General features: G+C 72.6%; 21 protein-coding genes and 4 tRNA genes. 9 read left to right on the forward strand and 16 right to left on the reverse strand.

All coding sequences use genetic code 11. The annotated features are described in order from the left end of the window. Positions 1-104 precede the first annotated feature (104 nt). From MXD57_RS06965 to MXD57_RS06975, 3 genes are all read left to right on the forward strand, one after another. Positions 105-800, forward strand: a complete 696-nt coding sequence (locus MXD57_RS06965) for an ANTAR domain-containing protein (RefSeq protein WP_250400427.1) — start codon at positions 105-107, stop codon at positions 798-800. A 526-nt stretch (positions 801-1326) separates the two neighbouring features. After that, on the forward strand, positions 1327-1854 hold the full coding sequence (locus tag MXD57_RS06970; protein ID WP_250400428.1) for a hypothetical protein: 528 nt from the start codon (positions 1327-1329) through the stop codon (positions 1852-1854). After that, a complete protein-coding gene (locus MXD57_RS06975; protein WP_250400429.1) occupies positions 1851-4889 on the forward strand; it encodes a M48 family metalloprotease in 3039 nt (1012 codons plus the stop codon). Before MXD57_RS06970 ends, MXD57_RS06975 begins: the two co-directional genes overlap by 4 nt. A 220-nt stretch (positions 4890-5109) precedes the next feature. Here the strand turns inward: MXD57_RS06975 and MXD57_RS06980 are convergent. The 13 genes from MXD57_RS06980 to MXD57_RS07040 all read right to left on the reverse strand — a co-directional run bounded on the left by MXD57_RS06980 (position 5110) and on the right by MXD57_RS07040 (position 18541). Beyond that, a tRNA-Met gene (locus MXD57_RS06980) sits at positions 5110-5232 on the reverse strand. A gap of 169 nt (positions 5233-5401) precedes the next feature. After that, the gene (locus MXD57_RS06985) at positions 5402-6820 is read right to left on the reverse strand and encodes a sensor histidine kinase (RefSeq protein ID WP_250400430.1); all 1419 of its coding nucleotides are present in this window, start codon (positions 6818-6820) and stop codon (positions 5402-5404) included. Beyond that, positions 6817-7560: a response regulator transcription factor gene (locus MXD57_RS06990; RefSeq protein ID WP_250400431.1), complete on the reverse strand. Its 744-nt coding sequence runs from the start codon at positions 7558-7560 to the stop codon at positions 6817-6819. Before MXD57_RS06990 ends, MXD57_RS06985 begins: the two co-directional genes overlap by 4 nt. 173 nt (positions 7561-7733) lie before the next feature. Continuing rightward, positions 7734-8045, reverse strand: coding sequence for a hypothetical protein (locus MXD57_RS06995; RefSeq protein ID WP_250400432.1), 312 nt, complete (start codon positions 8043-8045; stop codon positions 7734-7736). Beyond that, positions 8045-8353, reverse strand: coding sequence for a hypothetical protein (locus MXD57_RS07000; protein ID WP_250400433.1), 309 nt, complete (start codon positions 8351-8353; stop codon positions 8045-8047). The genes MXD57_RS06995 and MXD57_RS07000 overlap by 1 nt, the downstream gene beginning before the upstream one ends. A gap of 37 nt (positions 8354-8390) precedes the next feature. Continuing rightward, positions 8391-8804, reverse strand: a complete 414-nt coding sequence (locus tag MXD57_RS07005) for a PepSY domain-containing protein (RefSeq protein ID WP_250400434.1) — start codon at positions 8802-8804, stop codon at positions 8391-8393. Positions 8805-9031: 227 nt separating this feature from the next. Next, positions 9032-9409 carry a hypothetical protein gene (locus MXD57_RS07010; RefSeq protein WP_250400435.1) on the reverse strand — a complete coding sequence of 126 codons (378 nt, stop codon included), beginning with the start codon at positions 9407-9409 and terminating at the stop codon, positions 9032-9034. 151 nt (positions 9410-9560) lie between these two features. Then, positions 9561-10811, reverse strand: a complete 1251-nt coding sequence (locus tag MXD57_RS07015; RefSeq protein WP_250400436.1) for a TIGR02679 family protein — start codon at positions 10809-10811, stop codon at positions 9561-9563. Between the two features lie 20 nt (positions 10812-10831). Next, entirely contained in the window at positions 10832-14965 is a 4134-nt protein-coding gene (locus MXD57_RS07020) for a TIGR02680 family protein (RefSeq protein ID WP_250400437.1), read from the reverse strand. After that, positions 14962-16209, reverse strand: a complete 1248-nt coding sequence (locus tag MXD57_RS07025; protein WP_250400438.1) for a TIGR02678 family protein — start codon at positions 16207-16209, stop codon at positions 14962-14964. Before MXD57_RS07025 ends, MXD57_RS07020 begins: the two co-directional genes overlap by 4 nt. Further along, positions 16206-17825, reverse strand: coding sequence for a TIGR02677 family protein (locus MXD57_RS07030; RefSeq protein ID WP_250400439.1), 1620 nt, complete (start codon positions 17823-17825; stop codon positions 16206-16208). Before MXD57_RS07030 ends, MXD57_RS07025 begins: the two co-directional genes overlap by 4 nt. Before the next feature lie 78 nt (positions 17826-17903). Continuing rightward, positions 17904-18311, reverse strand: a complete 408-nt coding sequence (locus MXD57_RS07035; RefSeq protein WP_250400440.1) for a PIN domain nuclease — start codon at positions 18309-18311, stop codon at positions 17904-17906. Beyond that, entirely contained in the window at positions 18308-18541 is a 234-nt protein-coding gene (locus MXD57_RS07040; protein WP_250400441.1) for a type II toxin-antitoxin system VapB family antitoxin, read from the reverse strand. The genes MXD57_RS07035 and MXD57_RS07040 overlap by 4 nt, the downstream gene beginning before the upstream one ends. A gap of 246 nt (positions 18542-18787) precedes the next feature. On the opposite strand from MXD57_RS07040, the gene MXD57_RS07045 reads away from it, so the two are divergent. From MXD57_RS07045 to MXD57_RS07060, 4 genes are all read left to right on the forward strand, one after another. Further along, positions 18788-19021, forward strand: a complete 234-nt coding sequence (locus MXD57_RS07045; protein WP_250400442.1) for a hypothetical protein — start codon at positions 18788-18790, stop codon at positions 19019-19021. Beyond that, positions 19018-19857, forward strand: a complete 840-nt coding sequence (locus MXD57_RS07050; protein WP_284505207.1) for an IS3 family transposase — start codon at positions 19018-19020, stop codon at positions 19855-19857. The genes MXD57_RS07045 and MXD57_RS07050 overlap by 4 nt, the downstream gene beginning before the upstream one ends. A gap of 124 nt (positions 19858-19981) precedes the next feature. Then, entirely contained in the window at positions 19982-20239 is a 258-nt protein-coding gene (locus MXD57_RS07055) for a type II toxin-antitoxin system VapB family antitoxin (protein WP_250400444.1), read from the forward strand. After that, entirely contained in the window at positions 20236-20649 is a 414-nt protein-coding gene (locus MXD57_RS07060; RefSeq protein WP_039657117.1) for a PIN domain nuclease, read from the forward strand. The genes MXD57_RS07055 and MXD57_RS07060 overlap by 4 nt, the downstream gene beginning before the upstream one ends. A 492-nt stretch (positions 20650-21141) precedes the next feature. Here the strand turns inward: MXD57_RS07060 and MXD57_RS07065 are convergent. From MXD57_RS07065 to MXD57_RS07075, 3 genes are all read right to left on the reverse strand, one after another. Next, a tRNA-Ile gene (locus tag MXD57_RS07065) sits at positions 21142-21218 on the reverse strand. A 176-nt stretch (positions 21219-21394) separates the two neighbouring features. Then, a tRNA-Asn gene (locus MXD57_RS07070) sits at positions 21395-21467 on the reverse strand. Positions 21468-21473: 6 nt separating this feature from the next. After that, positions 21474-21546, reverse strand: a tRNA-Asn gene (locus MXD57_RS07075). A 160-nt stretch (positions 21547-21706) separates the two neighbouring features. Here MXD57_RS07075 and MXD57_RS07080 point away from each other — a divergent pair. Both MXD57_RS07080 and MXD57_RS07085 read left to right on the forward strand, forming a co-directional pair. Next, positions 21707-22012 carry a YtxH domain-containing protein gene (locus MXD57_RS07080; protein ID WP_250400560.1) on the forward strand — a complete coding sequence of 102 codons (306 nt, stop codon included), beginning with the start codon at positions 21707-21709 and terminating at the stop codon, positions 22010-22012. 64 nt (positions 22013-22076) lie between these two features. Continuing rightward, the gene (locus MXD57_RS07085; RefSeq protein ID WP_250400445.1) at positions 22077-23531 is read left to right on the forward strand and encodes a xylulokinase; all 1455 of its coding nucleotides are present in this window, start codon (positions 22077-22079) and stop codon (positions 23529-23531) included. Positions 23532-23542: the final 11 nt, after the last annotated feature.

Consider the following 23542-nt stretch of genomic DNA (forward strand, 5'->3'; position numbering starts at 1 on the left):
CCGCGGGCCCGGGCACGCGCCCCGGAGCCGCCGCGCGGGGTGTGGGCGCCGGGACACGAGGGCAGGCGGGGGACGAGCCACGAGGACCGAAGCGGGGCGGAGACATGACCTCATCGGTACGAGACCCGTACGCCGGGGCGCCGGACGCCCTGGTCGTCGAGGGTCGCACGGTAGGTGACCGGGCCTTGCTCCGGGCGCGCGGGGAGCTGGTGCACGGCTGCGCGGACACGATGACGAGAGCCCTGGCCGCCCTCCCCGCGGACGTGGGCCGGGTCGAGGTGGACGTGACGGACGTGGCCTTCATGGACGCCTCGGGCCTGCGGTTCCTGGACGTGCTGGGCGAGTACGGGCGCCGGCGCGGCGTGCCGGTCGCGCTCACGGGCTGGCAGGGGCAGCCGCGCCGGGTGCTGGAACTGATGGGCCTGGACGGCACCGACCCGCTGCCCGCGGCACCGCTCGCCGCCTCGGCCGCCCGGGGTGCCTCCGCGGTGGCCCGCGAGCGGGCCGAGCAACTGCGGCTGCTGCGGGCGGAGGTGGCGCAACTGCGGCACGCGATCGACTCCCGCCCCGTGATCGACCAGGCGCGCGGCATCCTGATGGCCGCTCACTCCTGCACGCCCGAACAGGCCTGGCACGTCCTGCGGGAGGCCTCCCAGCGCACCAACACCAAACTGCGTGACGTGGCGGGCGCGCTCACCGCGAGCACGGCACCGGACGGCCCCGCGCCGCCCCGTGACCTGCGTGCCGCGCTGAGCGCGGCGGTGGCCCGCCATGTGCCGCCGGCCCGCGCCGGGCGGTGACGACGGGCGCGGCGGTCAGTACGGGAGGATGCGCCCGGAAGGCGTCCTGCGGTCGATCTCCTGCCCGCGCGGGGCGGGCCGACGAATGACACGTACCCGGATACGACGGTCCATGACGCCCTCCTCCTGCCGGCGCCGCCCCCGCGGCGGCCTCCGGTAGGAGGTGCGTGCCCAGCGCAGGGCATGTCCAAGCCAAATTCACGGCACGTGATGACCGTTCGGGAGTCGTCGACCGAACCACCGCACACCGGCGGAACACTTCACCGGGCTGCCCGGGCACGGAACACACCGGCGAGCCGGTCCGGGGCCGCAGGGTACCCGCGTACGCCGGGGCCGCGCGGACCTACGCATCAAAAGTTCCATTTAATAGGGATATTCCAGAGAATGCGGCTCCCCAGAAGGTAGGTTCCCCGCGTGGAGCGGCCGCCCAGGGCGGATCGACTCCTTTGCGAGCGGCCGCGGCCGCTCGGGGCAGGGTCCCGGGCGAGGGCACACCCGGGTACGGGACACGAGGCAGGGGGCGACGGTGAAGGCACGAGGAGAGCTGAACGAATCCCAGGTGGCGGCTCTGGCCCGGGCGATGCTCGACCGGGCGGCCGCCGTGGCACCGGAACAGGTGGCCGCTGAACGCCCGATGTTCGGCCTGCTGTCCCGGACCTACTTCTCGGATCCCCGAAGGGCACTGGAGGCCCGTGAACTCGCGGGGCACAGCGGTCCTCTGGGTTTCGGCGCGCCCGAGGTCGCGGAGCTGCTGACCCCGCTCTTCCTCGCCGCCGCCTCCGCGGTGGTGGCCGACCTGACCTGCAGGGCCACCGAGGTGTCGCAGGAACTGATGCGCAGGCTGCTGAACCGCGGCGCCCCCGGGCCGGAGGAGGACGGTTCCGCCGACCGGCAGGTACCCGCGCCCGTGGCGTTCACCGGCGACCAACTGCGGGCGATGCGCCGCATCGTCGCGCACACCCTGGTCCGGCACGGAGGGCTGAGCGAGGAGCGGGCCGACCTGCTCGCGGCCGCCGCGGTCGGTGACGCCGCCGTGGGCGAGGTCACGGAGTGACCGACTTCGGAGACGGCGGTCCGGCCGCACGGCGAGCCGGAACGGGCCCGCGAGCGGGGCCGGTTCCGGACCCGGGCCGGTTGCTGCGCGGCCGGACAGACCTGCGGTTCGCCACTCTCGTGGCCGCGGTGCTGGCGTCCAGCGTCGTGGCGTTCGGTGTCGTGTTCCTGGCCCTGCCGTCGTCGGAGCGGATGTTCCAGGACGAGGTGCGGCCCTGCTACACGCGAGCCGAGCGGACCGTGGCGCCCGTCCGGGACGAGCGGGAGCGCCTGAATCTGCGGATGAAGCTCGTCAACCGCTGTGCCAGGCCGTACTTCGCGAGCGAGGCGCGCTGGGTGGGCTCCGGGCTCCTCGTCGAGTCGGCCGTGGCCGGGGTGCTGTACGGGCTGCACCCCTGGTGGCCGACCCTGCGGTGGAGCCGGGCCCGGCCGCGCGACGGCAAGGGACGGGGACGCCGCACGCGGTTGCGGCTCGGCGGACCTGTCACCACCAGGCTGCGTCCGGAGGACGCCGCCGACGTGGTCGCGGAGTTGGACGCGCTGGCCCGCGAGGCGGATCCGAACCGGACCCCGGCCTGGCTGGTGGACGCGCGTGCGCCCACGGTCGGGGGCAGTGCGTACGGCCTGCCGGGACGGCCTCGGGTCCGTCTCGACATGGGACTGGTCCTGCGCCGTCACGAGGACCCCGAGGGCTACCTGGCCGTGGTCCGCCATGAGCTGGCTCATCATCACAACCGTGACGTGGGCCGCACCTACCTCACCATAGCCATCTGGTGGGCGTTCGTGCTGACCGCGCTCATGCCCTTCGTCGTCCTGACCCTCTGTCCGCACGCGCTGCAGAGCACGGGCGGCCCGGTGGAGCTGGGAGCCTTGGGCGCGCCGGGGAAGCTCGCCCACCGGCTCGGCGCACTGGCGGTGCTCGGCCTCACCGTGTATCTCGCCAGGAACGCGATCCTGCGCACCCGCGAATTGCACGCGGACGCGACGGCGCACGCGTGGGACACGGCAGGTGAGGCACTTCCCGACATGGTCCGAACCCTGCCCTGGCCGACCCGGCGGGAAGCATGGCGACTGTGCCTCGCCCGGGTCGGCCGCCATCCGAGCCCGGCGCGGCGCGTCGAGGCGATGGCCAGGCCGGATCTGCTGCTGCGGACCGGTGTGTGGGAGATGGCGGGCCTCGGGCTGGTCGCCGGGCTGGCCCTGGACAACCTGACCCTGCTCGTCGGCAACCTGTCGGAGGAGTACCTCACGGTCGGCCTGACACTCCTGGCCCTGCCCGTCGGAGCCCTCCTCGCCGGGTCCCTGGCGGGTGCGGTGGAGCGCGGCGCCGCGGTCGGGTCCGGCACGAACCGGTTGCGGCACCTGCTGCCGCCGGCGACGGCCCTGGCCGCGGGCTTCGGATGCAGCCGGGTGGTGTCTCTGGTCGCGGCCGACCTGACGGTGTTCGGGCCCAGCACGGGCCAGTTCGCCCTGAGCACCGCCATCCTGGCCGTGGGACTGCTCCTGCTCGCCGTCTGGGTCGACTCCGTCGTGCGGCACCATCGGGGCGCCGACGATCCGGCCGCGGAGCACGGCCGACCCCGGCGCGCGGGAAGAGCCGTCACACTCGCGGCCATCGTGGTGTGGGCCCCTCCGCTGGCCATGTGGCACACCTTCGCGCTGAACCCCGGAGACTTCACGACGCTGTACCTGCGTCCCTTCGCCGCCTCGGGGCACGGCATCGTCTGGTACGAGCGACTCGGCGAGTGGACCGGGGACGTGTACTTCTACCTGCCGTTGGCCATGCTGCGTTCCACCCCCGTTGTGCCGCTCGGCCTCGTCCTGCTCGTGGCGGTGCCCGCGGTACTGGTTCCACGGCTGCGGGCGGGCACCGGAACCGACGTGATCCGCGCGGTGCGCGTCGGCGCCGCCGCGGGGTGCGCGGCGGTCCTGACCGCGACGGTCCTCCCCTTCGCGGCACGCGCCGCGCTGCCGTCCGAGGTCCGTAACCCCTCGGGTCCGGTGCTCGACCTGCCCGGCGGCCTGGCCTTCACCGGGGTGTACACGTACACGTACATGCTGGCCGTCGCGTTCCTCCAGGCGGCGGCCGCGGCGGTCACAGCGGGGACCGGGCGCCGCCTGCGCCCCGTGCTGGTCCCGGTGGCGGTGGCCGTCACCGCGGTGCTGGGCGGGGTCGGCCTCTACGTCGGCCGGGGTGTGTCCGCCTGCGTCCGGCTCACCGGTGGCCCGCCCCACTCGTGCTCCTGGGCGCCCTTCGTGCCCGACGCCGATGCCGGACTGCGCCTGCAGGAACTGGTCACGTGGGGTGCGGTCGCCTCCGTGGCCGCCGGGCTGATCGGGACAGCCGTCGCGGAACTGACCGGACGGCGGCGCGCGGACGACCGTGCGCGCTCGTCGGGCAAGGCGCTCCGGCCGCACCGGTGGGGAGCGGTCACCGTCGGCGCCCTCGCCGCCCTCGGCACCCTGATCGCCTGCGCGGCGGCCGCGGCCCTGCCGCAGGACTACGCCGTGTGGAAACCGGCCGCCGCAACCGACGCTCCGCAGCCCGCGCACGAGCCAGGGGGTGCGGGCGGTTCGTTCGTCCCAGCCGTGGACAGATGCCTGATCGGGTCATGGCACGTGACGGCCTGGCTGCGCACCCTGCGGGTCGGCAGCAGCACGGCCCACGTCAGGGAAACGGGCCAGATCATCACGTTCCGGACCGACGGAACCACGACCTTCGACAACGGCCGGAGGGCGGTATCGCGCGGCGCCCTCGGCGGGCACTCCCTCGAAGTCACCCTGACGGGCGCCACCACGGCCCGCTACCGGGCACGGGGACACACGATCAGCTACTCCGGCGGAGCCGTCGTGCGTCCGGGCTCGGCCACCCTGCTGATCGACGGCGTGCGGCGCGCGCGGCAGGAGGTCACCCCGACGTTCGTGCCCGACCACTACACCTGCGCCGGGGACACCCTTCGGCTCACCCCCGCCGAAGCGGCGGACGCGGGGAACTACGACATCACCCTCCGGCGCGGTACGGGCGCGGGCGCGTAGGGGGCCGGGGGACCCAACTGCCCGTCCCGTTCCCGGCGGTGGGCCGAGCCGGCGGCGGAGTGCGGGCATCCCGTGCGCACACGCCGACCGATACGCCCCGCCCCCTGCGCGTCCCCTGGAACTTGGTCCGAACGCGTGAAGGAGGGTCGCCATCCTGAAGTGGTGACCCCCGTTCTCGCGTCTCCGGAGGTAGAAACGGTTCCCCTGGGAGAAGCCTGGGTGGGGCGGGTGGGACTCGAACCCACGGCCGACGGATTATGAGTCCATCGGGGATCTTGGCGGCTCTTGTCGATCAACGACTATTTCTTGACGTTTTCGCAGGTCAGACAGGTCAGACCGCCCCTTCGCCGGAGGCGATCGCGGCCCAGCGCGCCGAGCCCTGCCGATCCGGGTGGACGAGCGTGGATCAAGGCCGGCTCCCGCGCCACCGCAGAAGGGTTGATCTGCGGGGTCACCGGGTCACTGACGACAGCCGCACCTGGCCGCCGTAGCTCACCTTTCGCGCGGTTCGCTCATCGCGCTCTTGCTGGGGCCGACGTTGATCGAGGTGCCCGACCGCCGTGCGACCGCTGGCGGGCCACCGGGCGCAGCCGCACAGCGACGTCCAGGCCGGTGCCCGGCGCCGGATGCAGGGTAATGGCGCCGCCGGAGGCATCGACGAGGTGACGGACGATGGGCAGACCGAGGCCGGTGCCGTCGTGGTGGGAGTCGGAGGCACGCCAGAAGCGGTCGAAGGCGCGGGCGCGATCGGCCTCGCTCATCCCGGGCCCCTGGTCGACGATGTGCAGCACGCCGCCCGGAACGCGGTGGAGGGTGATGCTGCTGCTGGGCGGGGAGACGCGCAGGGCGTTGGCGACGAGATTGTCGATGATCTGCTCCAGTGCCCCGGGGATCGCCCACACCTGGCCGACGGGCGGCCCGGTGATGTCGATGGCGACGTACTGTTCGGCGGCCAACGACTCCCACATGGCGACCCGATCGGCGAGGGCGGCATCCAGGTCAACGGCTTCGGGCGTGGTGGCGGTGTTCTCCAGACGGGCCAGGGCGAGCAGCCCCTGCACCATGCGGCCAAGGCGTTCCACCTCGCCGACGGCTTCCTCCAGGCTGCCGTGGGCGCGCGGGTCGAGGTAGGACTCGAAGTTCTCCAGGCGCAGCCGCAGCGCGGTCAGCGGTGTTTTCAGCTGGTGGGAGGCTTCCGAGGCGAACGCCTGCTGGGCCTTGAGGAGCTGTTGGAGTCGGGTGGCGGTGCGGGTGAAGGAGGCGGCCAGCCTGCGCAGTTCAGGTGGCCCGGTCGTGGCGTCGGGCGGATTGGTGAGGTGACCGTCCGCCAGCTGCGTGGTAGCGGCTTCCAGAGTGCGCAGGGGCCGGGTGATCCAGCGGGCCATGCTGAATGCAACCAGCGCAACGGCCGTCAGGACGCAGGTGCCGGCGAGCGCCAGAGCACCCCAGATGCGGTGGACGCGAACGGAGACCTCGTCCAGCGGGTAGGTCAGGCGCAGGGTGCCGCGGATCGTGGTGCCCGAGGAGCCGGGCATGGTGGCCGCCAGGACGTCCGTGCCGTTGCTGTCCTTCGTGGTGGTGACGGTGGGCTGATTACGCAGGGCGCGGGCGATGTCCGGCTGGGCGGCGAGGCTGACGCCGGTGCGTCCGGCCGGGTCGGAGTCGGCCAGGACGATGCCCTGCTTGTCGGTGACGATGACCCGGCCGCCGGTGCGCTCAGCGTAGTCGCCTGCCGCATCGGGCAGTTCGTCGAGCTGGCCCTTCTCGATGTTCTCCTCGGTGATCTCGGCGAGCATGGCGGCGTCGCGCTCTATGTTCTGGGAGGCGCGGGCGGTTTCACCGCGGGCGTAGATGTAGCCGAGGGGGATCTCCAGGCCGGCCAGCACGAGCAAGGCCAAGGCGACGTAGCTCAGCAGCAGCCGCCTGGTCAATTGTCCCCCTCGGAGGCTGTTCGGTGGCCGGGGACGGTGAGGCGGAAGCCGACCCCGCGGGCGGTGGTGATCCAGCCCGGGTCGCCGAGCTTGCGGCGCAGGGCGGCGACGTGGGCATCCAGTGTCTTGGTGGGGCCGAAGAAGTGCGGATCCCACACCGTGTCCATGATCTGCTGGCGCGAGTACACCGTCCCGGGATCCTCGGCAAGGTAGGCAAGGAGGTCGAACTCCCGGGGGGTCAGGGCGATGTGCTGTCCGTCGAGGTGGACTTCGCGGGTGCGGCGGTTGACGGCCAGCGGCCCCAGCGCCTGTGCGCCGGAGACCATCTGGCGCACCTCGGGTTCCTCGGGCGCTTCCGCAGTCCCGGTCGGTGCGTAGGCGGGCGCACCGGCGCGTCGGGTGACGGCGCGGATGCGGGCGATGAGCTCCCGCACGCCGAAGGGCTTGGCGAGGTAGTCGTCGGCGCCGAGTTCGAGGCCGACGATGCGGTCGGCTTCCTCGCCCCGTGCGGTGATCATGATGATCGGGACGGCGGAGCGGGCGCGCAGGCTGCGGCAGACGTCCAGGCCGTCCATGTCGGGCAGGCCGAGATCCAGCAGCACCAGGTCCGGCGCGGCTTCGGCGTCGGCCAGGCCGGCGGCTCCGGTGCGGACATGATCCACGGTAAACCCGTAGCGCCCCAGGCCCTCGGTGAGGGGGTCGGCGATCCGGTCGTCGTCTTCGATGAGCAGCAGCCGCATGGCGCCAGGCTCGCACAGCTGTGCCAGGGGAGTTGGAGAGTTCACAGGAAGCCGCCTGGGACCAGGGAGACGTACGGGATGACAGTGGACAAGCAGGTGCCGTCAGGCCGAACGGTGCGGGGTGCTGTCGGCCGGACGGCGGGGCTGGATGGCGGGCGAAGCCAATCGTGGAGTCAGTCGCCGGCGTCGCCGGCGTCGTCGCCGTCCTCGCGTCCCCGCTCACCCGGGCCGTGCTCCTCGTCACGGCCCCGGTCCTCGCCGGCGCACGGCAACGGGCTCGTCTCCGTCGGCGCGGCGCTGGCGCCCGCGCCGATACCAGGCCCAGCGGTGGCCGAGGCGACCGGCGGCAGTGGCTGACCGGTCGGTGATTTCGGCGCGGAGACCTGCGCGGTGCCGCCCGGGGTGGGGTCGGACGAGACGGTGTCGCTGACGGTGGACAGAGCGAGCCCGAAACCGCCCAGCAGGAGCACGGCCGCGGCAACCATCAGAATCGACCGGTGCCGGACGGCCGCCTGCTGCCATCCGTTCGCACCCCATGCCCCACCATGTCCAGTTCCGCGCGCCTTGGCCGCTGGCTGGGGGCGGCGGCTGTCGCACCGGCGATCGCGTCCGACGCCGACGCCGCCTCGGCGGACCAGTCCCGCGCGGCCGACGACGAGGGGTAGTCCAAGGCGTCCTCGGCAAAGCGGTCCCCGTAGCCGACTGGCGCCGACACACCGGGTACCGCATCCAGGATCGCCGTCTCCTCAGCATCCGAGAAGGACGGCGAGGCGTGTTCGGTGTCGGTCGGCATCGGGCTCTCTCCCTTCGATCGACTCAGGCCGCCTCCGTCAGCCGGCGTCCTCCGTCTCCTCGGTGCCTTCCTTCTTGGTGTCGGTGACCTGGAAGGACTTGTCGATGTACACCTCGATCGAGGTGCCGTCCGCCTGCTTCACCTCCACCGCGTACATGCCGGGCTTCTCCGCGTCTTCCTCGGACTTGACGACCGTGCCCGGGTACGCGGCCAGCGCGGCGGCCTCGGCCTTCTGCTTGATGTCCCCGGTGAGCGGCGGCTCCTTCTTGTCGTCGGTGTCACCGCCGGCCTCGCCGGCCGCCTCGGCGCCGCCGGCGCTCTGGGCCGACTGCTGGGTGTCCGCGGCACCGGAGCTGTCGGAGCCGGAGTCGGAGCCGCCGCAGGCGACCAGCGCGAACATCAGCACAGCAGCGGGAGCGGCAAGCACGGCGCGACGGGGCAGAGCACGCATCAGGGTGTCTCCAAACAACTGGGGAACTTGCGGGTTCAGAGGTCTGCTGAACCGGACCTCCTGGGAATGAGAACGACCCTAGGAACCCGATGTTGAGAGACAACCCAACAAACGGAGAGTGAGAGACCAGCAGATTGCCAATCTTCCGCCGACCCTGTCCAGAAGAACGGGACAGCACTCGATTGCGGGATGCAGAGGCGGACAGCAGAGGGAACGAACCGCCCTCTTCACAGGATTCGACGGCAGCCCGAGGAGCCTTCCAGACCGACGCGCAGGTCTGGGAGGATCTCGCGGTTGACCAGCACTGACGACGCCACCCGCAGGGCGCTCGTCCGCCGCGGCTTTGCCCTGGAGTACGCCACCCTCGGCTGGAACGAGACCGGGATCGTGGTGCACCGCATGCCCTTGCCGAGCCGGTCGACCACGCGGGCAACCAGCACCCGCGGCCATACGGTGGCGAGCGCGATGAGCAACTTGCCCAGCGCAGCCAGCCCGTGGCCCGCGCCGATGAGCGGTCGGCGCGAGAACCGGTCGGCCAGGCGCCCCGCAGCGACCTTGGTGACCGATGCGGCGCCCTCGGCCAGGCCCTCGATGGCACCGACCACGGCGGGCGGGGCGCCGCACCCGTGCACGCCGACGCACCCATCTCGGTGACTCAGCGGCTTCCCGACCGGACTACGGCCGCGCCCGCAGGGGCGAAGGTGGGGAGCGCCCCCGCGGCCGGGAGCAGGTATCGCCGGCGTCGTACCGCGCATCTCACCGCGCGAGGTCGGCCAGCAGGTCGTCGAGCAGGGCCTCTTCCTCGATGCGCACACCGAGTTCGGTCAGAGCCGGGCGCAGGTCCGGGTCCCATGCCGCGGTGGCGGGTGTGCCGGTCAGCGGTGGGGCCAGGGGGACGGCGGCGGTCGCGGCTCGGTAGTCGGCGGCCGTGTAGCGCCAGGGCCGCCACGGCACGCGGCGCAGCAGTGCGGTGGCGATGCGCAGGCCGCCCCAGTCGAAGTCGCCGTGGTAGCGCAGGGCTGTGCCGTGGTTGTGCAGGTGGCGCAGCAGGGTGAGGGCGGCGGCCGAGGGCTGGCCCTGGAGGCAGACCAGGGGCGGGCAGGAGGCACCCAGGGTGTCGGCCGCGGTGGCCAGGACGGCCGGATTCTCGCAGACGTGCACCGGGTCGGGTGCCGTGCGGGGCGGGGTGCGCGTGAGCTGACGCAGGGTCAGCACAGCTGGTTCGCCCGCCTCCGCGGCCCAGTCGAGGGCGGGAGTGCCGCGCAGCCCGAGGGTGAGAACGGTGGAGGAGAGGGCGTCCTTGAGGAGCCCGGCCGAGGCCCAGGCCCCGCGGCGCCACTCGGCTCCGCCGCCGTCGGGGAAGCCGGTCATGGCCCGGGCGCCGGACAGGACGAGGGTGGCGAGCGGCGTGCCGTCGTCCAGGGCGTGGGCGTCGCCGAGGGCGGTGGCGGCGAAGGCGGAGAGGGAGAAGGCTGGATCGGCGGGCAGCCGACGCAGCGCCTCGGCGGTGTCGCCGAGCAGTCTTTTCGCCGCGTGCGGGGTGCGGGCGAGCCGGCGTACGAGGCCGTCGCGGCGCAACCGGTCGGCCCAGTCGGCGAGGTCGGGTCTGCTGGTGCGGATCAGGGCATCGAGCGGGACGTACGCCTCCCGCCAGGCCTTCTCCTCCTGCTCCTGTACGTCCGTGAGCCGGGTGACGGGGCCGGTGAGGGCGGTGACGGCGGCGGCCAGGCCGTCGGGACTGGCGCCGGAGCGCCGCAGGACGGCGTCCACCGCGTCGAGGCGCAGGCTCAGCGAACGACCGGCGCCGGGGGCACGGCCCAGCAGGCGTTCGGCCGCGGCGCGCTGCGCGGCGGTGGGGGCGGCCAGGGTGACCAGGCCGGTGAGGGGTTCGTCCCGTGCCATGCGGCGGCGTACCCGGTCGACCAGCCAGGCGAGGTCGGAGCCGCCGAGCAGGCGGGCCAGGCGCTCGCGGTCTACGGGCGCGGTGGGCGGCTGTGGCGTGCTCATGCCGGGCGTCACCTCCTCGTTCACCTCCAAAGTGCGTCCTGGCTCTCGGCAGCGGGCGCGACGGCCTGCTCGGGGAGGGACACGAGCCCGTGGTCCGGCTCTGTGCCCCGCACCCGCTCGGCGCCGTCCCATTCCCAGCGGGTCACCAGGACCGCCGGGATCTCGTCGACGCGGGACAGCTGGGCGATGGCGATGCCGGGGACCTGCGGGTAGCAGGCCCATTCGCGTTCGCTGGTCATGACGACGTCCAGGTCGAAGGCGTGCAGCAGGCCCAGGCACTTGGCGCGGGAGTCGTCGTCGACACCGGCGAAGGCCTCGTCCAGGGTGACCAGGCGCGGGGCGTGGGGAGCGGCTGTGGCGTAGTGCGAGGAGGCCGCCGCGAACAGCGGCACGCTCACGGCGAGGACGCGTTCGCCGCCGGAGGCTGGGCCGGTGGCCGGGACCCACTTGCCGTGCTGATGGCGTTCGATGCCGAACTCGTGCCAGCCGCGGTGGTCGAGGGCTGCGGTGAGCACCTCCAGCCAGCTGCCCGCGGTGTCGTCGGCCTGCCTGCGGGCGATCTCGGCCTGCAGGAACTCACCGACCGCGGCCCGGTCCTCGATCGTCCAGGCGTCGGCGGACTGGCGCAGTCGCTCGCGGACCTGGGCAAGCCCGGCAGGGGCCTTGCGCGAGGGGCGCCAGACGAGGCGCAGCCTCATACCCGTGGAGGTGGGCCGTTCCTGGAGTTCGGCGTTCATGGCCTGGACCTGGCGTTCGGCGGCGCCGATCAGCTCCTGCAGGGTGCCGGCGACCTCGGTGAGCAGGTGGGTTTCGAGGATCTCGCGTTCGTGTGCGGACAGGATGCGGGTCAGCTCGGCAACCTCCGCGGCGAGGGCTTCGGCGAGCTCGGGGACGGCCCGCTCACGGCCCTGGTAAACGATCTCGACGACCATGCCGTCCTCGACCATCCGGGCGGAGGCGCTGTGTCCTCCCCGGGAGAGGGCGTCCTGGAGCTTCTTGTACTCCTCGCTGAGCCGCTTCTGGACGCGCTCCCAGGCGCCGTCGGAGTCGTCGGTGCCGGACAGTTCCGCCTCGATGGAACGGGCGAGGGCGACGGCCGGAGTGGCGGCCCACGGCCCGGCGCCGAGCGGGGGTACGGCGGCCTCGGGCAGGGCAATGGACAGCAGCCCGGTGGCCGCGAACCGCTGAAGGGCGGCGATGGCCTCGGCGCGGGCCGCGGTCGCCTCGCGGACGTCCACCTCAAGGCGTTCGATGTGCCCCTGGGCGAGATGGGCGCGCCGGTCGGCGGCGGTGTGCGCCTCGCGGGCCCGCCGGTGGTCGCTCTCGCACGCGGCCAGCGCGTCGGTGGTCTCGACGAGGCGTCGCTGAAGCTCCGCGACGGCGGCGCCCACGGTCGAGCGCAGGGTGGTGTGGCGTTCATCCGCGGCGGCGGCGAGTCCGGCGGACTCCTCAGCGCGCAGGGTCAGTTCGGCCACCCGGATGCCGGCCCGCTCGGCCTCGGCGCGCTCGTCGGCCAGGGCGCGCACCGCGTCGGCACGCTCCCGCAGAGCGGGCCACAGGGCGGCGAGGACGGCGGTGTAGTCGGCCAGGGCCTGGCGGACGGCGGCCAGGCCCGCCCGGTCCGCAGGCAGGTTCACCGCAGCGGCGGTCTCGGCGAGTTCGGTGGCGGCCTCGGCCTCGTGCCGGGCCGCCTCCTCCTGTTCGGCCGCGCGTTCGTCGCGGCGGGCACGGGCCCGGTGCGCGGCGTCCGCGGCAGCACCAATGAGGGCGTGCGCATGGCGCAGGGCGGCGTCGTCGGGGACGGTGGCCAGCTCGGCGTCGAGGATGTCGCGGCGCCGGTCGACGGCGGTACGCTCGGCGGCGAGCTGGGCCATCTCGTCCGACAGGGCGCCGAGTTCGGTGCGCAGGGCGGCGATCCGGGCCCGGCGCGCCTCCTCGCGGGCGCCCTCACCGACGTACACGGCTGCCGGTTTGGACCAACTGCCGGTCAGCGCCCCGACGCGGAAGCGGCCGTCGGCCACCACCCAGGTGCCTCCCCCGCTCTCGACTTCGCTCGAGCGGGGGGACCCCCATCCGGAGCCGAGGCCCACGGCCGCCAGCAGCCGGGAGACGGTCTCCTCGCCGGCCTCGAGGGCCCGTGCGTCACCGTGGTCGACGGCGGGCCGCAGCACGTCGGCGAGTGTCGGTCCGTTCAGGGGGGCACCCGGCGACAGCAGGACGTCGTGCCCGTCCGCGTGTACGGCGGTGCCGTCGGGGCGTACCCAGGCGTCCAGGAGGCCGGAGGCCTCCAACGCTGCCTCCAGACCCGCGCGTTCATCGGCTCCGACATGGTCGCGGAAGTCCACCAGCCGCCACAGCGGTGCGCCGGGCGCCTGCTCGCGGACGCCGGGCGTACGGGTGTGGGGTACCGTCGGTCCGCACTGGCCGCCTGCCTCCAGCTCGGCCAGGTCCCGCTCGGCCTCGGCGCGCCGGGCCTGGAGCGCGGCGAGTTCCTGTCCGAGGACGGCCGTACGGTCGGCCAGGCGAGCCGCCCGCTCGCGGTGTACCTCACCCGCCCGTTCCCGCGCCGGATACGGCCCCCGGCAGTGGGTGACCCAGTCCTGCACGGCATCCAGCAGTCCGGCCGGGTCGGCGACGGCCAGTTCCTGGCAGGCGTCCAGGTGCGTGCGGACGCGGTCGACGAGGTACCGGCCCACCTCGGCGGCCCGCTCCTCGGCCTCGGCCTGCCGCCGCACGGTGTGGCCGAGCTCGGTCTCGGCCTCGTCCAGGCGGCGGGCGGCGGCGCGCCGCTCGGCGGCGGCCTCGTAGGCGCTCGCCGCCAACTCCTCCATATGCGCGATAGTGCGGTGCCTGCGGGCCACTGCCTCCTCGGCTGCACGCCGCAGCTCGCTCTCCGGCACGTCGCCGGTGCGCAGCTCGCCGTCGAGACGGGCCGCCCCTGCCGCTTCCCGCTCGCGGGTGAGCGTGTCCTTGACCTGCTCCTCGGCCGCGTCGAGGCGTCGCCGGGCCACCTCGAGGCGGCCGAGCGCCCGGGTGTGGGCCCGGGTCGCCTCGTCCCGGTCGGCCTGGGCGCGGGCCAGCTCGCCGGCGGTGCGACGCGCGTCGGCCGCCGCCTGCTCCAGCTCCCGGGCACTGCGCATCTCGGGGCCCTCGCGCAGTGCCGCCTCCTGCGCCCTCAGACGGGTGGCGGTCTGCTCCAGCTGAGCGATCCGCTCGGCGGCCTCCGCCCGGTCGCGCTCGGCCTCCTCCTGTTCTGCGCGGGCCTGTGCCAGGTCGCGGTGGAGCTGCTCGTAGCGTGCGTGCTCGCTACGGGGCAGCCGGGCCCGGCGCCTCGTCGCGACGCGGGCGTAGCGGCGGTAGTGGTCCAGGAACGCGGAGGCGGCCCGCTCGGCCTCGGCGGCGGCTCGCAGCTCATCCTTCTCTTCGTCCAGGGACCGGAACGCCTCGGCCACGTCCGCGACCACCGCCTGGTCCATCGGCGGCAGCGCCTCGGTCAGTGCCCGGGACAGCGCGGCCTCGTTGGGCCGTTTCGACAGCTGCGGCTGGCGCAGCTGGATGAGCAGGTCGACGAGTGCGGCGTAGCGCCGCTCGCCGAGGCCGAACAAAGCCTCGTCCACCGCCCTGCGGTACCCCGTGGCTGTGTCGTACACCACGCCGCGCCCAGCGACGGCCTCCGCGAGCCGGTCCCGCGACAGCGCGGTGCCGGTGGCGTCCAGCAGGCTCAGCTCCTCGCCGATGCGCTGGTCGGTGACCGCGTACCAGTGGCGGGCGATGCCGCGGCCCGCCACCGCCTTCAGCCCGCAGGCGAGGGTGCGGAAGCGGGCATGTCCGGTGTTCTCCTCGACGCGGCCGAACTCGATCCAGGTGTAGCCGAGCCGCTCGGGGTGCGGATGTTCCCCGCCGAGCAGCAGGTTCCACTCCATCCGCTTGCCCGGGTCGGCGTCGGGCTCCACGCGGCGCGCGGACAGGTCGCCGTCGAGGAGGAAGGGAAGGGTGAGGGCGAGGACCTTGGACTTTCCGGTGCCGTTGTTGCCGCGCAGCAGCAGCCGCCCATCGCGGAACCAGAACTCCTCGGCGTCGTAGTAGAAGAGGTCGACCAGGCCGATGCGCAGCGGTCGCCAGCGGCCGGGGGCGGGCTGGGGCAGGGCGGTCACGGCTGCGGTGCCTTTCTCCGGGAGACACGGGAGGTACGCGGGGTACTGCGGCCCGGCTCCACCACGACGGTGTCGCCGACCGCGTACCGGGCGAGCGTGGGCAGCGGAGCGACGCCGGTGGGGGTGCGGGTCACCAGGGCGAGCGCGGTCAGCTTGGCCAGCGCCTGCTCGACCAGCTCCCCTTCCGCGCCGGGCTGCTTGGCGCTCTTGGACCAGAACCCGCCGTGTTCGACGGCGAGTTCCCGCACCCGGTGTTCGAGCTCTTCGCGGCTCACCTCGCCGCCCGCCGCCGCGAGGTGCTCGGCGAGCAGCAGGGTGACGTGCCCGTGAGTGCCCTGTTCGGGCATCCTTACGTCGGTGAGGTCGTCCTGGGGGTCGACCATGGCGATGCCCTCGGCCCGCACCTCCGCCACCAGGCCGGTCAGTTCGCCGACGCGTGCGGTGAGGAAGGCCCGCTGGCGGGTCAGGTAGGCGAGTTCCTCGTCGGTCAGCTCGTCGTAGTACAGCACCGGGTCGTCGAGGAGGTGGCGGGTGAGCTTCTGGCGGATCGCGCGGAACCGCAGCTCATCGCTGTCCAGGGCGCTCTCCGCGGTGAGCCGGGCCAGCCGCTCCTCGAAACCGTCGGCCGTGATCGTCGACGGGCCGTGGCGGGCGGCGAGCAGTCCGGCGAGGACACGGCGCTGGACGTCGTAGAGCACGTCGCCCGTCCCGCTGACGTAGGCGTCCTCCTCCCCGGCGACCCGCCGCAGCACACCGTGGCGCAGCAGCAGCCGTACGACGGCGGCGAGGTCCAGGCGCTCGTCGCGCCGCTCCAGCGTGAACTCGATCCCGGCGGCGGCCAGGTGCGGGTCGGCGGCGTCGAGAACCACCTGTTCGGCGAGGCGGCCGAGCGCGATCTGCGCCTCACCGCGCTCCAGCGCAGCGAGCGCCAGACACAGCAGCACATAGCGGCGGCGGGTGAACGGCGTACCGGCCCGGGAGGCCTCCCGCGCCGGATGGGTCGCATCGGCGAGGCTGCCGGGCGCCTTGCGCAGCCGGGCGGCCTCCGCGTCCACCCTCAGCGACCAGCCGGTGTTGCGGTCGAACCAGTCGCGCAGTTCGGCGGCGTGCTGGCGAACGAGGCGATAGGCATCGGCGTCCGGGCCGTGCGCGAGCAGCAGCGGCTCCTTCAGCAGGGCGCGGGCGGCCTTGTGGAGCTCGGCGGTGCGCCGGCTGTCCAGGACCTCGCCCAGGGGGGTGGTCATCGCTCCTCCCGTGCGGGGGTGCCGGTGGTGAGGTCGGTGATCTCGACGAGGTGGTCGGGGCCGCGGAACACGCCACCCGGGGTGGGGATCTCGGCCGTCGTACCGTCGGTCAGCGCGGTCAGCCGGATCTCCATCGTGCCGTCGTTGCTGGTGGCGGCGGTCGTCGTCATGCCGGGCCGCCAGGTGGCCAGGGCGTCGCCGAGCAGGCGCAGGAGCAGGCCGAAGGCCACCGGGTCGAGCTCTCCCAGTGCGGACAGCCGGGTGGTGCCGTCCGTCGCCAGCCGGGCGCGGGCGGCGGTGATCTCCTCCGCCTGCTTGGCGGCGATCTCAGCGAGCTGGCGCCGCTGTTCGGACCGGTCCTGCACCTTGCGGGGCTTGCCGCGCCGCTCGTAGCTTCCGGTGCGGCGCAGCTGCGGGCTGATCCGCAGTGGCTCGGCCTCGGCCCACGGGGTGGACGCGGCCACCGGGTGGGCCGTGCGCTCGGCGAGCGTGTCGGCGTCGACGGTGAGATGCCGAGCGGGATACAGGCCGAAGGCGGCGCGCCACAGCCGGTGCCGCGCCGAGTCGTCGAGGGCCTCGGCGAACCAGCGGGCCAGCGTGCGGAAGTCCGCCGACCGGTCCGAACGCCCGGCCCGCCGCTCGTTCAACTGCCGTACGACGGCGAGGAGTTGCGGGATCGCCCCGAGGGCGCGTCCGCGCAGCAGCCGGGCCTGGGACTCGCGGCCGTCCGCCGACACGAACCAGGCGGCCAGGCCCGCCCACTTCGCCGCCCATCGTGCGTACGCCCGCGCCTCGGCGCTCTCGGCCTCGTCCGGGGCGGCGTCGGCCGCCTCCCGCGCCGCCGCCAGCCGCAGCAGGGCGTCGACCCGGCCCTGCTCCTCCAGTTCCCCGATGAGCAGGGCGATCCGCCCGCCGAGAGTGATCAGATCCTGGATGAACCGCTCCAGGTACTGGATCAGCCGGTCCTTGTAGGCGAGGAAGACCTCCACCGCGACGCCGTGCAGGTCGATGGTGCGCTGCAGCGACCCCATGAACGCCCGCGCGTTCTCGGCCAGCGCCTCGAACCGGCCGGTCAGCGTGGACAGCGCCAGGTGCGCCTTGGCCGCGTCCGGCTGCCCTTCCCCCTCCTCGACGGCGATCACCAGCAGGGCCCGCAGCTGCGTGACGATGTCGTGCAGCGCCACCGCCTGCAGCGCGCCCTGCCGCCCCAGTGCCTCGCCGTACGCGGTCAGCGCCTGCTCGGCGGCCTCGCCGGCCTGTGTGAGCTGGTAGATGAACCGCTTGCGGTAGAAATCCTCCACCGCCGTGACGCGCGAGGTGTCCGGGTCCGCGCGCAGATTGCCCCACTCGACGAGGCTGTCCAGTGCGTTGACCACGGCGTCCAGGGCTGCGGGTCGCCGCTGAGGGGGCAGCGCCGCGTGCACGTCCTCGGGCCGCAGATGCACCGCGAACCGCTCCTTGGCCGCGAGGAACGCCCCCATCACGTCGCGGTAGAGGGCGTTGTTGGGCGCGGTGAGGTGCGCGAAAGGAGCGTACGAGGCATGGCCGGAGGAGTCGGTACGCGCGGAGGATTCCGCGGACTCGGTGCGATCAGGCTCGGCAGGCTGCGGTGTCATCGTCTCGGCATTGTTCCCGACGCACACCTCGCCCCGACAATCGCGGGCCCAATCTTCACACTGAGTTACCGGGCATGATCAGGCCCGGGCGTCCCGCTGTTCCAGTTCCTTGAGCACCGCGGCCACGGCGGCGAAGTCGTTGTCCACGTGGAGCACGGTGTGGCCGTGGTGGACCGCTGTCGCGCAGACCAGAAGGTCGACGGCGCCCGCAGAGCGATGCTGACCGCGCTGGGTGAGCTTGTACTGGGCGGTGTCCACCCAGCGCCAGGCGTTCTTCGGCACCGGGGAGAGCCCGCACAACGCGTCCAACTCCTCGGCGAGTTCATCCCGGTGCACTGGTCCTGTGGCCGAGTACAAGAACTCGGTACGGGTGGGCTCGCAGATGTGGAACACCCCGGCGGCGATATGCCCCTCCCAGGGGCGCAGGGCCCCTGGGGTGCGGAAGAGGTGCCACAGGGCCGAGGTGTCGAGAAGATAGGTGATCACTCGAAGGCCGCCCGACGGGCACGCTTACGGGCCTCGTGCGCGGCCGCCGCGGCGTCGAACTCGCCTCGCTCACCGCGTGCGGCCAGCTTCTCCGCCGCCTCCAGCCGTCTGATCCGGGCTACGTAGTCCCGCAGGGCAGCATTGACCGTCTCCTTCTTCGTGGACGCGCCCATCAGGCGCATCGCCTCGGCCAGCGCCTCGTCATCGAGATCGATCTGGGTCACGGACATACGGCCACCCCCGCCAGTGAGAGGACACGATGTACATATCCAACGTACATCACCAACATGCGTTGCGTCGTGTCCTGAGTGTGCCGCGGCGACCCGCTCGCGCCCGCATCCGCCATGCTGGGGGCCATACGGCCGTGCACCCCATGGTCGGCCACCACAAGCCTGCACGTTCCCCGGCGCAAGATGCCCTGATCAGCGACATCCGCCGTTTCACCCCTGGCCGCGTGGCTGCACCGCCTCGATGCCGTGAACCTGGCGCAGGTACTGGAGGCACGGCCGGACGCCGCGTCCCCGCCTGCGCTCCGCTCGGCGAGCGAACTGGCCGACCGTCTGCAGCGCCCGGGCTCGGCGTCCCTGGCCCTGCCCCGGATCCCGCTGCCCGCGCTGCAGGTGGCCGAGGCACTCCCCGCGCTTGGGACACCGGCTCCGCGCGACGCCCCGTCCAAGGGCGGCACGGGTGAGGCTCACGGCTGCCGATGACCTTCCCCTGCCACAAGAAGCGCCTCCAAGCGCCCTCCGCCCGTTCCGTGCGCGACGAGGAGCTCAAGGAGCAAATCCAGAAGGTCTACACGTCCAACTACCGCGTCTTCGGGGCCCGGAAGATCTGGCGCGAGCTGAACCGGCAGGGCCACGAAATGGCCCGCTGCACCGTCGAGCGCCTGATGCGCGAGCTCGGCATCCAGGGCGCGGTGCGCGGCAGGCGCGTCATCACCACGATCCCCGGTGGACAGGCCGAGCGGGCGCCCGATCTCGTCGACCGCGACTTCGTCGCCTCGGCCCCGAACCGGTGCTGGGTGGCGGACTTCACCCACATGAAGACATGGTCCGCGACCGTCTATGTCGCGTTCGTCGTGGACACCTTCTCCCGCCGGATCGTCGGCTGGTCGGCGGCCACCGTCAAGGAGACCGTCTTCGTCCTGGACGCTCTGGAGATGGCGGTCTGGCAACGCGACCGCGACCAACAGCTCGTCCGGCCAGATAAGTTGATTCATCACTCGGATGCCGGGTCGCAGTACACATCGTTCAAGCTCGCCGAACACCTGGACGCCGCCGGCATCGCGGCGAGCATCGGATCCGTCGGCGACGCCTACGACAACGCCCTGATGGAATCGACGATCGGCCTGTACAAGACCGAGTTGATCAAACCCCAGCGGCCTTGGAAGACGCTCTCGCAGGTCGAGCTGGCCACCGCCGAATGGGTCGACTGGTACAACCACCGAAGACTCCACGGTGAGATAGGCCACGTTCCGCCCGTCGAATACGAAGCCAGCTACTACACCGAATCCACGAAACCCCAGGTCACCACCACAACCTGAGATCTCTACTGAACCCGGGGCGATTCAGTTCAGGCCCCCACGAGCAGGCGCCGTCATCACTGATCGATATATAAAAGATCTTGTATCTTAGTATACTCTAGTTGATACACGAAGGAGGATGCCCATGAGTCGTACCGTGATCGACCTCGACGACGAGGCCCTGGAAGAAGCGGCCAAGGAACTCGGCACCACGACCAAGCGCGAGACCATCAACACCGCCCTGCGGGAAGTCACGGCGCGTTACCGGCGTCTGCGCGCACTCGACGAGGCCCGCGAGCTTGTGGCCGACGGCGCGCTGGACATGGACCTCCTCCTGGACAAGAGCAAGTACCGGCCCGCGAGCACGGCCGACGCCACCCCCGACACCGGAGCGCATGAGTGACCGTCGCCGATTACCTCATCGACACCTCCGCGCTCGCCCGCGTCCTGCTCCGCCAGAACACGGCCGACTGGGATGACAGGATCGGCGCCGGCCTCGTCGCGATCTGCGACATCACCGAACTCGAGGTCCTCTACTCAGCCCGTTCGGCCGCAGACCGTACGCGTTTGAAGGCGGCGCTCGACGCCCACTACGTCTGGTGCCCCATGCCGGACGGCGTCTACCGGCGCTCCCGCGTCGTCCAGGAACAGCTGACCGCCAAGGGTGAGCACCGCAGCGCAGGCCCCGTCGACCTCCTGGTGGCTGCCGCCGCCGAGGAAGCGGGGCTCACACTGCTCCACTGCGACCACGACTTCGACACCATCGCCCGCACCACGGGACAGCCGGTCCGCACGATGGACCTCAGGCAGTAGAGCCTCCACAGCCGCACAGTCGGCGATGAGGCACAGGGCGGCCCTACGGCAACGGCCTGTCGAGAACTCAGCCAAAGCCCGGGCGCCCGAGCCGCAGGTCGCGTCCCGCGAAATGGTGTAGCGATGTGGAGTTCGCGACTCTCGTGACCCCTTGCTCTCGGTCCCGGGTGGCCGAGGACGCACTTCGGATGCGTGCCAGGCACCCATGTAGCACTGGGCCCGCACCGTGCACCCTGCCCCGAGGTGACCTCGAAGGCAGGTTTCGCCGTACCCGTGTCCTCACAGCGTCCCCAATACGCCTCCGGCTCTTCGCCGAGGCCGCTCCTGGGCTCCTCCACCACCACGCTCCGGCGCGTTCACGCAGGTCAGCGCAACGCCTACCCCCATCCGCAACTCGCCGCCGAGCTCACGAGCAGCGGATTCAGTCCGATGAGCCGGAGTTGACGTTCCAACACTTCAGAAGAGATGTTTCCGCAGGTCACGGCCCTGCGCTGGTGGGGCGGGTGGGACTCGAACCCACGGCCGACGGATTATGAGTCCGCTGCTCTAACCGGCTGAGCTACCGCCCCATAGCGGCGTGTCGCGTACATGTGTGCGCGCCGTCTGCCGCAGCATAGCCGCTCATACGATCTCCTGCTTCGGATGGTCGGCTTCCGGGCTGCCGTCCGACCTCGAGGACTTCTCCAGGTCGGCGGCGGTTCCCACGGACATGAAAAAGGACCCCGGAGGGTCCTCGTCCAACGCGCTCCCCCGACTGGACTCGAACCAGTAACCTGCCGGTTAACAGCCGGCTGCTCTGCCAATTGAGCTACGGAGGACCGAAGCTCCCCCGACTGGACTCGAACCAGTAACCTGCCGGTTAACAGCCGGCTGCTCTGCCAATTGAGCTACGGAGGATCGCCTCGTTGCATCGAACGCACCTACCTGGGTATTCGCCAGGGGGCGCGCGCTCGCTGCGACACATACATTAGCGCAAGCAGGGGGGTGCTCCGCCAATCGGTACTCCCCGGCACCGACGCCGCACCAGAGACCTCGGACATTGGGAAGGGTGGCAGCCATGCGCTACCGGCTTACGTTCCTCGCCGGAGTGGCCCTCGGTTACGTGCTGGGCACGAGGGCCGGACGCGAGCGCTACGAGCAGCTCAAGAAGTCTGCTCGCCGGATCGCGGAGAACCCCGCCGTGCGGAACACCGCGGAGACGGCCGCCCAGCAGGGCCGCCAGTACGCGGGCAAGGCGTTCCACACGGTCAGCGACAAGGTGGGCGACCGGGTCCCGGCGTCGGTGACCCAGCGCGTGCGCTCCCTGCGGGAACGCAACGTGAACGGCACCCCCGAGGACGACTGGGGCACGAGCAACACATAACGCTCTCGCGGCACCCCTGCGCCCAGGGCCGAAGCAAGCGCCGCGATGCGGCAGAATTTTCGCCATGGGGATAGTCGCCGGGTTGGACAGCTCACCCGATTTCACGCGCATCGTGGTCTGCGACACGGACACCGGAGCCGTGCTGAGGCAGGGGTACGCCCCGCATCCGGTCGAGACGCCGGACGGCGGCGGGCGCCCGAGTGACGTGGACCCGCAGGCCTGGCTGCTGTCCCTGGGCGAGGCGGCGGGCGGCGGCCTGCTGGAGGGTGTGCAGGCCATCGGGGTCTCCACCCAGCAGAACGCGCTGGTCCCGCTGGACGCCCAGGGCAACACGGTGCGGCCTGCCCTGGTCGGCGGGGACAAGCGGGCGCAGGTCGCGGCGGCCGACCTGGTCGACGCGCTCGGCGGCCGGGAGGCCTGGGCCCAGGCCGTGGGGTCCGTGCCGCAGGCCGCGCAGCCGGTGACCAAGCTGCGCTGGCTCGCCAAGAACGAACCCGAGAACGCGCAGCGCACCGCCCTGCTGCTGCAGGCGCACGACTGGCTGGTCTGGCAGCTCCTGGGGCGGCCGGTGCGGCGGACCACGGACCGCGGCGGGGCCTCCGGCACCGGGTACTGGTCCGCGGCCACCGGCGGCTACCGGCCCGACCTGGTCGAACTGGCGCTGGGCCACCAGGTGATGCTGCCCGAGGTGATCGGCCCGTCGGACGCGGCCGGCACCACTCCGGAGGGGCTGCTGATCTCCGCCGGGACCGGCGAGACCATGGCCGCGGCCTTCGGTCTCGGGATCGGGCTCGGGGACGCGGTGGTCTCCCTGGGCGCGTCCGGGTCCGTGATGGCCGTGCACCCGGAGGCGCTCACCGACCAGTCCGGGATGATCACCTCCCTGGCCGACGCCACCGGCATGCACCTGCCGGTCGTGACCACCCTGAACGCCGTGCGCACCCTGCGCGGCACCGCCGAACTGCTCGGTCTGCCCGATCTGGAGAGCCTTTCCGACCTGGCGATGAAGTCGACGCCGGGGTCGCACGGGCTGGTGCTGCTGCCGTACCTGGAGGGCGAGCGGACACCGCAGCTTCCGCACACCGCGGGCACCCTGGCGGGACTGCGGCGCGAGTCGATGAAGCCCGAGCATCTGGCGCGGGCCTCGTTCGAGGGCATGCTGTGCGGGCTGGCCGACGCGCTGGACGTGCTGCGCGGGCGGGGTGTCGAGGTGCGGCGGGTGTTCCTGCTCGGCGCGGCCGCCGAGCTGCCCGCGGTCCAGGCCGCGGCACCGTCGCTGTTCGGCGCGCAGGTCGTCGTACCGCAGCCGGCGGACTACGCGGCGATCGGTGCGGCCCGGCAGGCCGCCTGGGCGCTCGGGGTGTCGCAGGGGGCGCTCGATCCGCGCACCCCGCCCGCCTGGAACGGCGCGGCCGCGCAGGTGCTGGAACCGGGCGAGGACCTGGCCGTGGGGCAGGCGGTGCGTCAGCAGTTCGTGTCGGTGCGGGAGCAGACCCACCCCGGAGCGTTCCGTCCGTGACCGCCCGGACC

The organism is Streptomyces cellostaticus (assembly GCF_023630175.1).
Classification (GTDB): Bacteria; Actinomycetota; Actinomycetes; order Streptomycetales; family Streptomycetaceae; genus Streptomyces; species Streptomyces cellostaticus_A.

Bases quoted from the DNA above. Each gene is read 5' to 3' on its own strand.
- MXD57_RS06965 (WP_250400427.1), top strand. From the start codon at position 105: ATGACCTCATCGGTACGAGACCCGTACGCCGGGGCGCCGGACGCCCTG.
- MXD57_RS06990 (WP_250400431.1), bottom strand. From the start codon at position 7,560: ATGCGGCTGCTGCTCATCGAAGACGACGACCGGATCGCCGACCCCCTC.
- MXD57_RS06995 (WP_250400432.1), bottom strand. From the start codon at position 8,045: ATGGTTGCCGCGGCCGTGCTCCTGCTGGGCGGTTTCGGGCTCGCTCTG.
- MXD57_RS07000 (WP_250400433.1), bottom strand. From the start codon at position 8,353: ATGCCGACCGACACCGAACACGCCTCGCCGTCCTTCTCGGATGCTGAG.
- MXD57_RS07005 (WP_250400434.1), bottom strand. From the start codon at position 8,804: ATGCGTGCTCTGCCCCGTCGCGCCGTGCTTGCCGCTCCCGCTGCTGTG.
- MXD57_RS07015 (WP_250400436.1), bottom strand. From the start codon at position 10,811: ATGAGCACGCCACAGCCGCCCACCGCGCCCGTAGACCGCGAGCGCCTG.
- MXD57_RS07025 (WP_250400438.1), bottom strand. From the start codon at position 16,209: ATGACCACCCCCCTGGGCGAGGTCCTGGACAGCCGGCGCACCGCCGAG.
- MXD57_RS07030 (WP_250400439.1), bottom strand. From the start codon at position 17,825: ATGACACCGCAGCCTGCCGAGCCTGATCGCACCGAGTCCGCGGAATCC.
- MXD57_RS07040 (WP_250400441.1), bottom strand. From the start codon at position 18,541: ATGTCCGTGACCCAGATCGATCTCGATGACGAGGCGCTGGCCGAGGCG.
- MXD57_RS07050 (WP_284505207.1), top strand. From the start codon at position 19,018: ATGACCTTCCCCTGCCACAAGAAGCGCCTCCAAGCGCCCTCCGCCCGT.
- MXD57_RS07055 (WP_250400444.1), top strand. From the start codon at position 19,982: ATGAGTCGTACCGTGATCGACCTCGACGACGAGGCCCTGGAAGAAGCG.
- MXD57_RS07080 (WP_250400560.1), top strand. From the start codon at position 21,707: ATGCGCTACCGGCTTACGTTCCTCGCCGGAGTGGCCCTCGGTTACGTG.
- MXD57_RS07085 (WP_250400445.1), top strand. From the start codon at position 22,077: ATGGGGATAGTCGCCGGGTTGGACAGCTCACCCGATTTCACGCGCATC.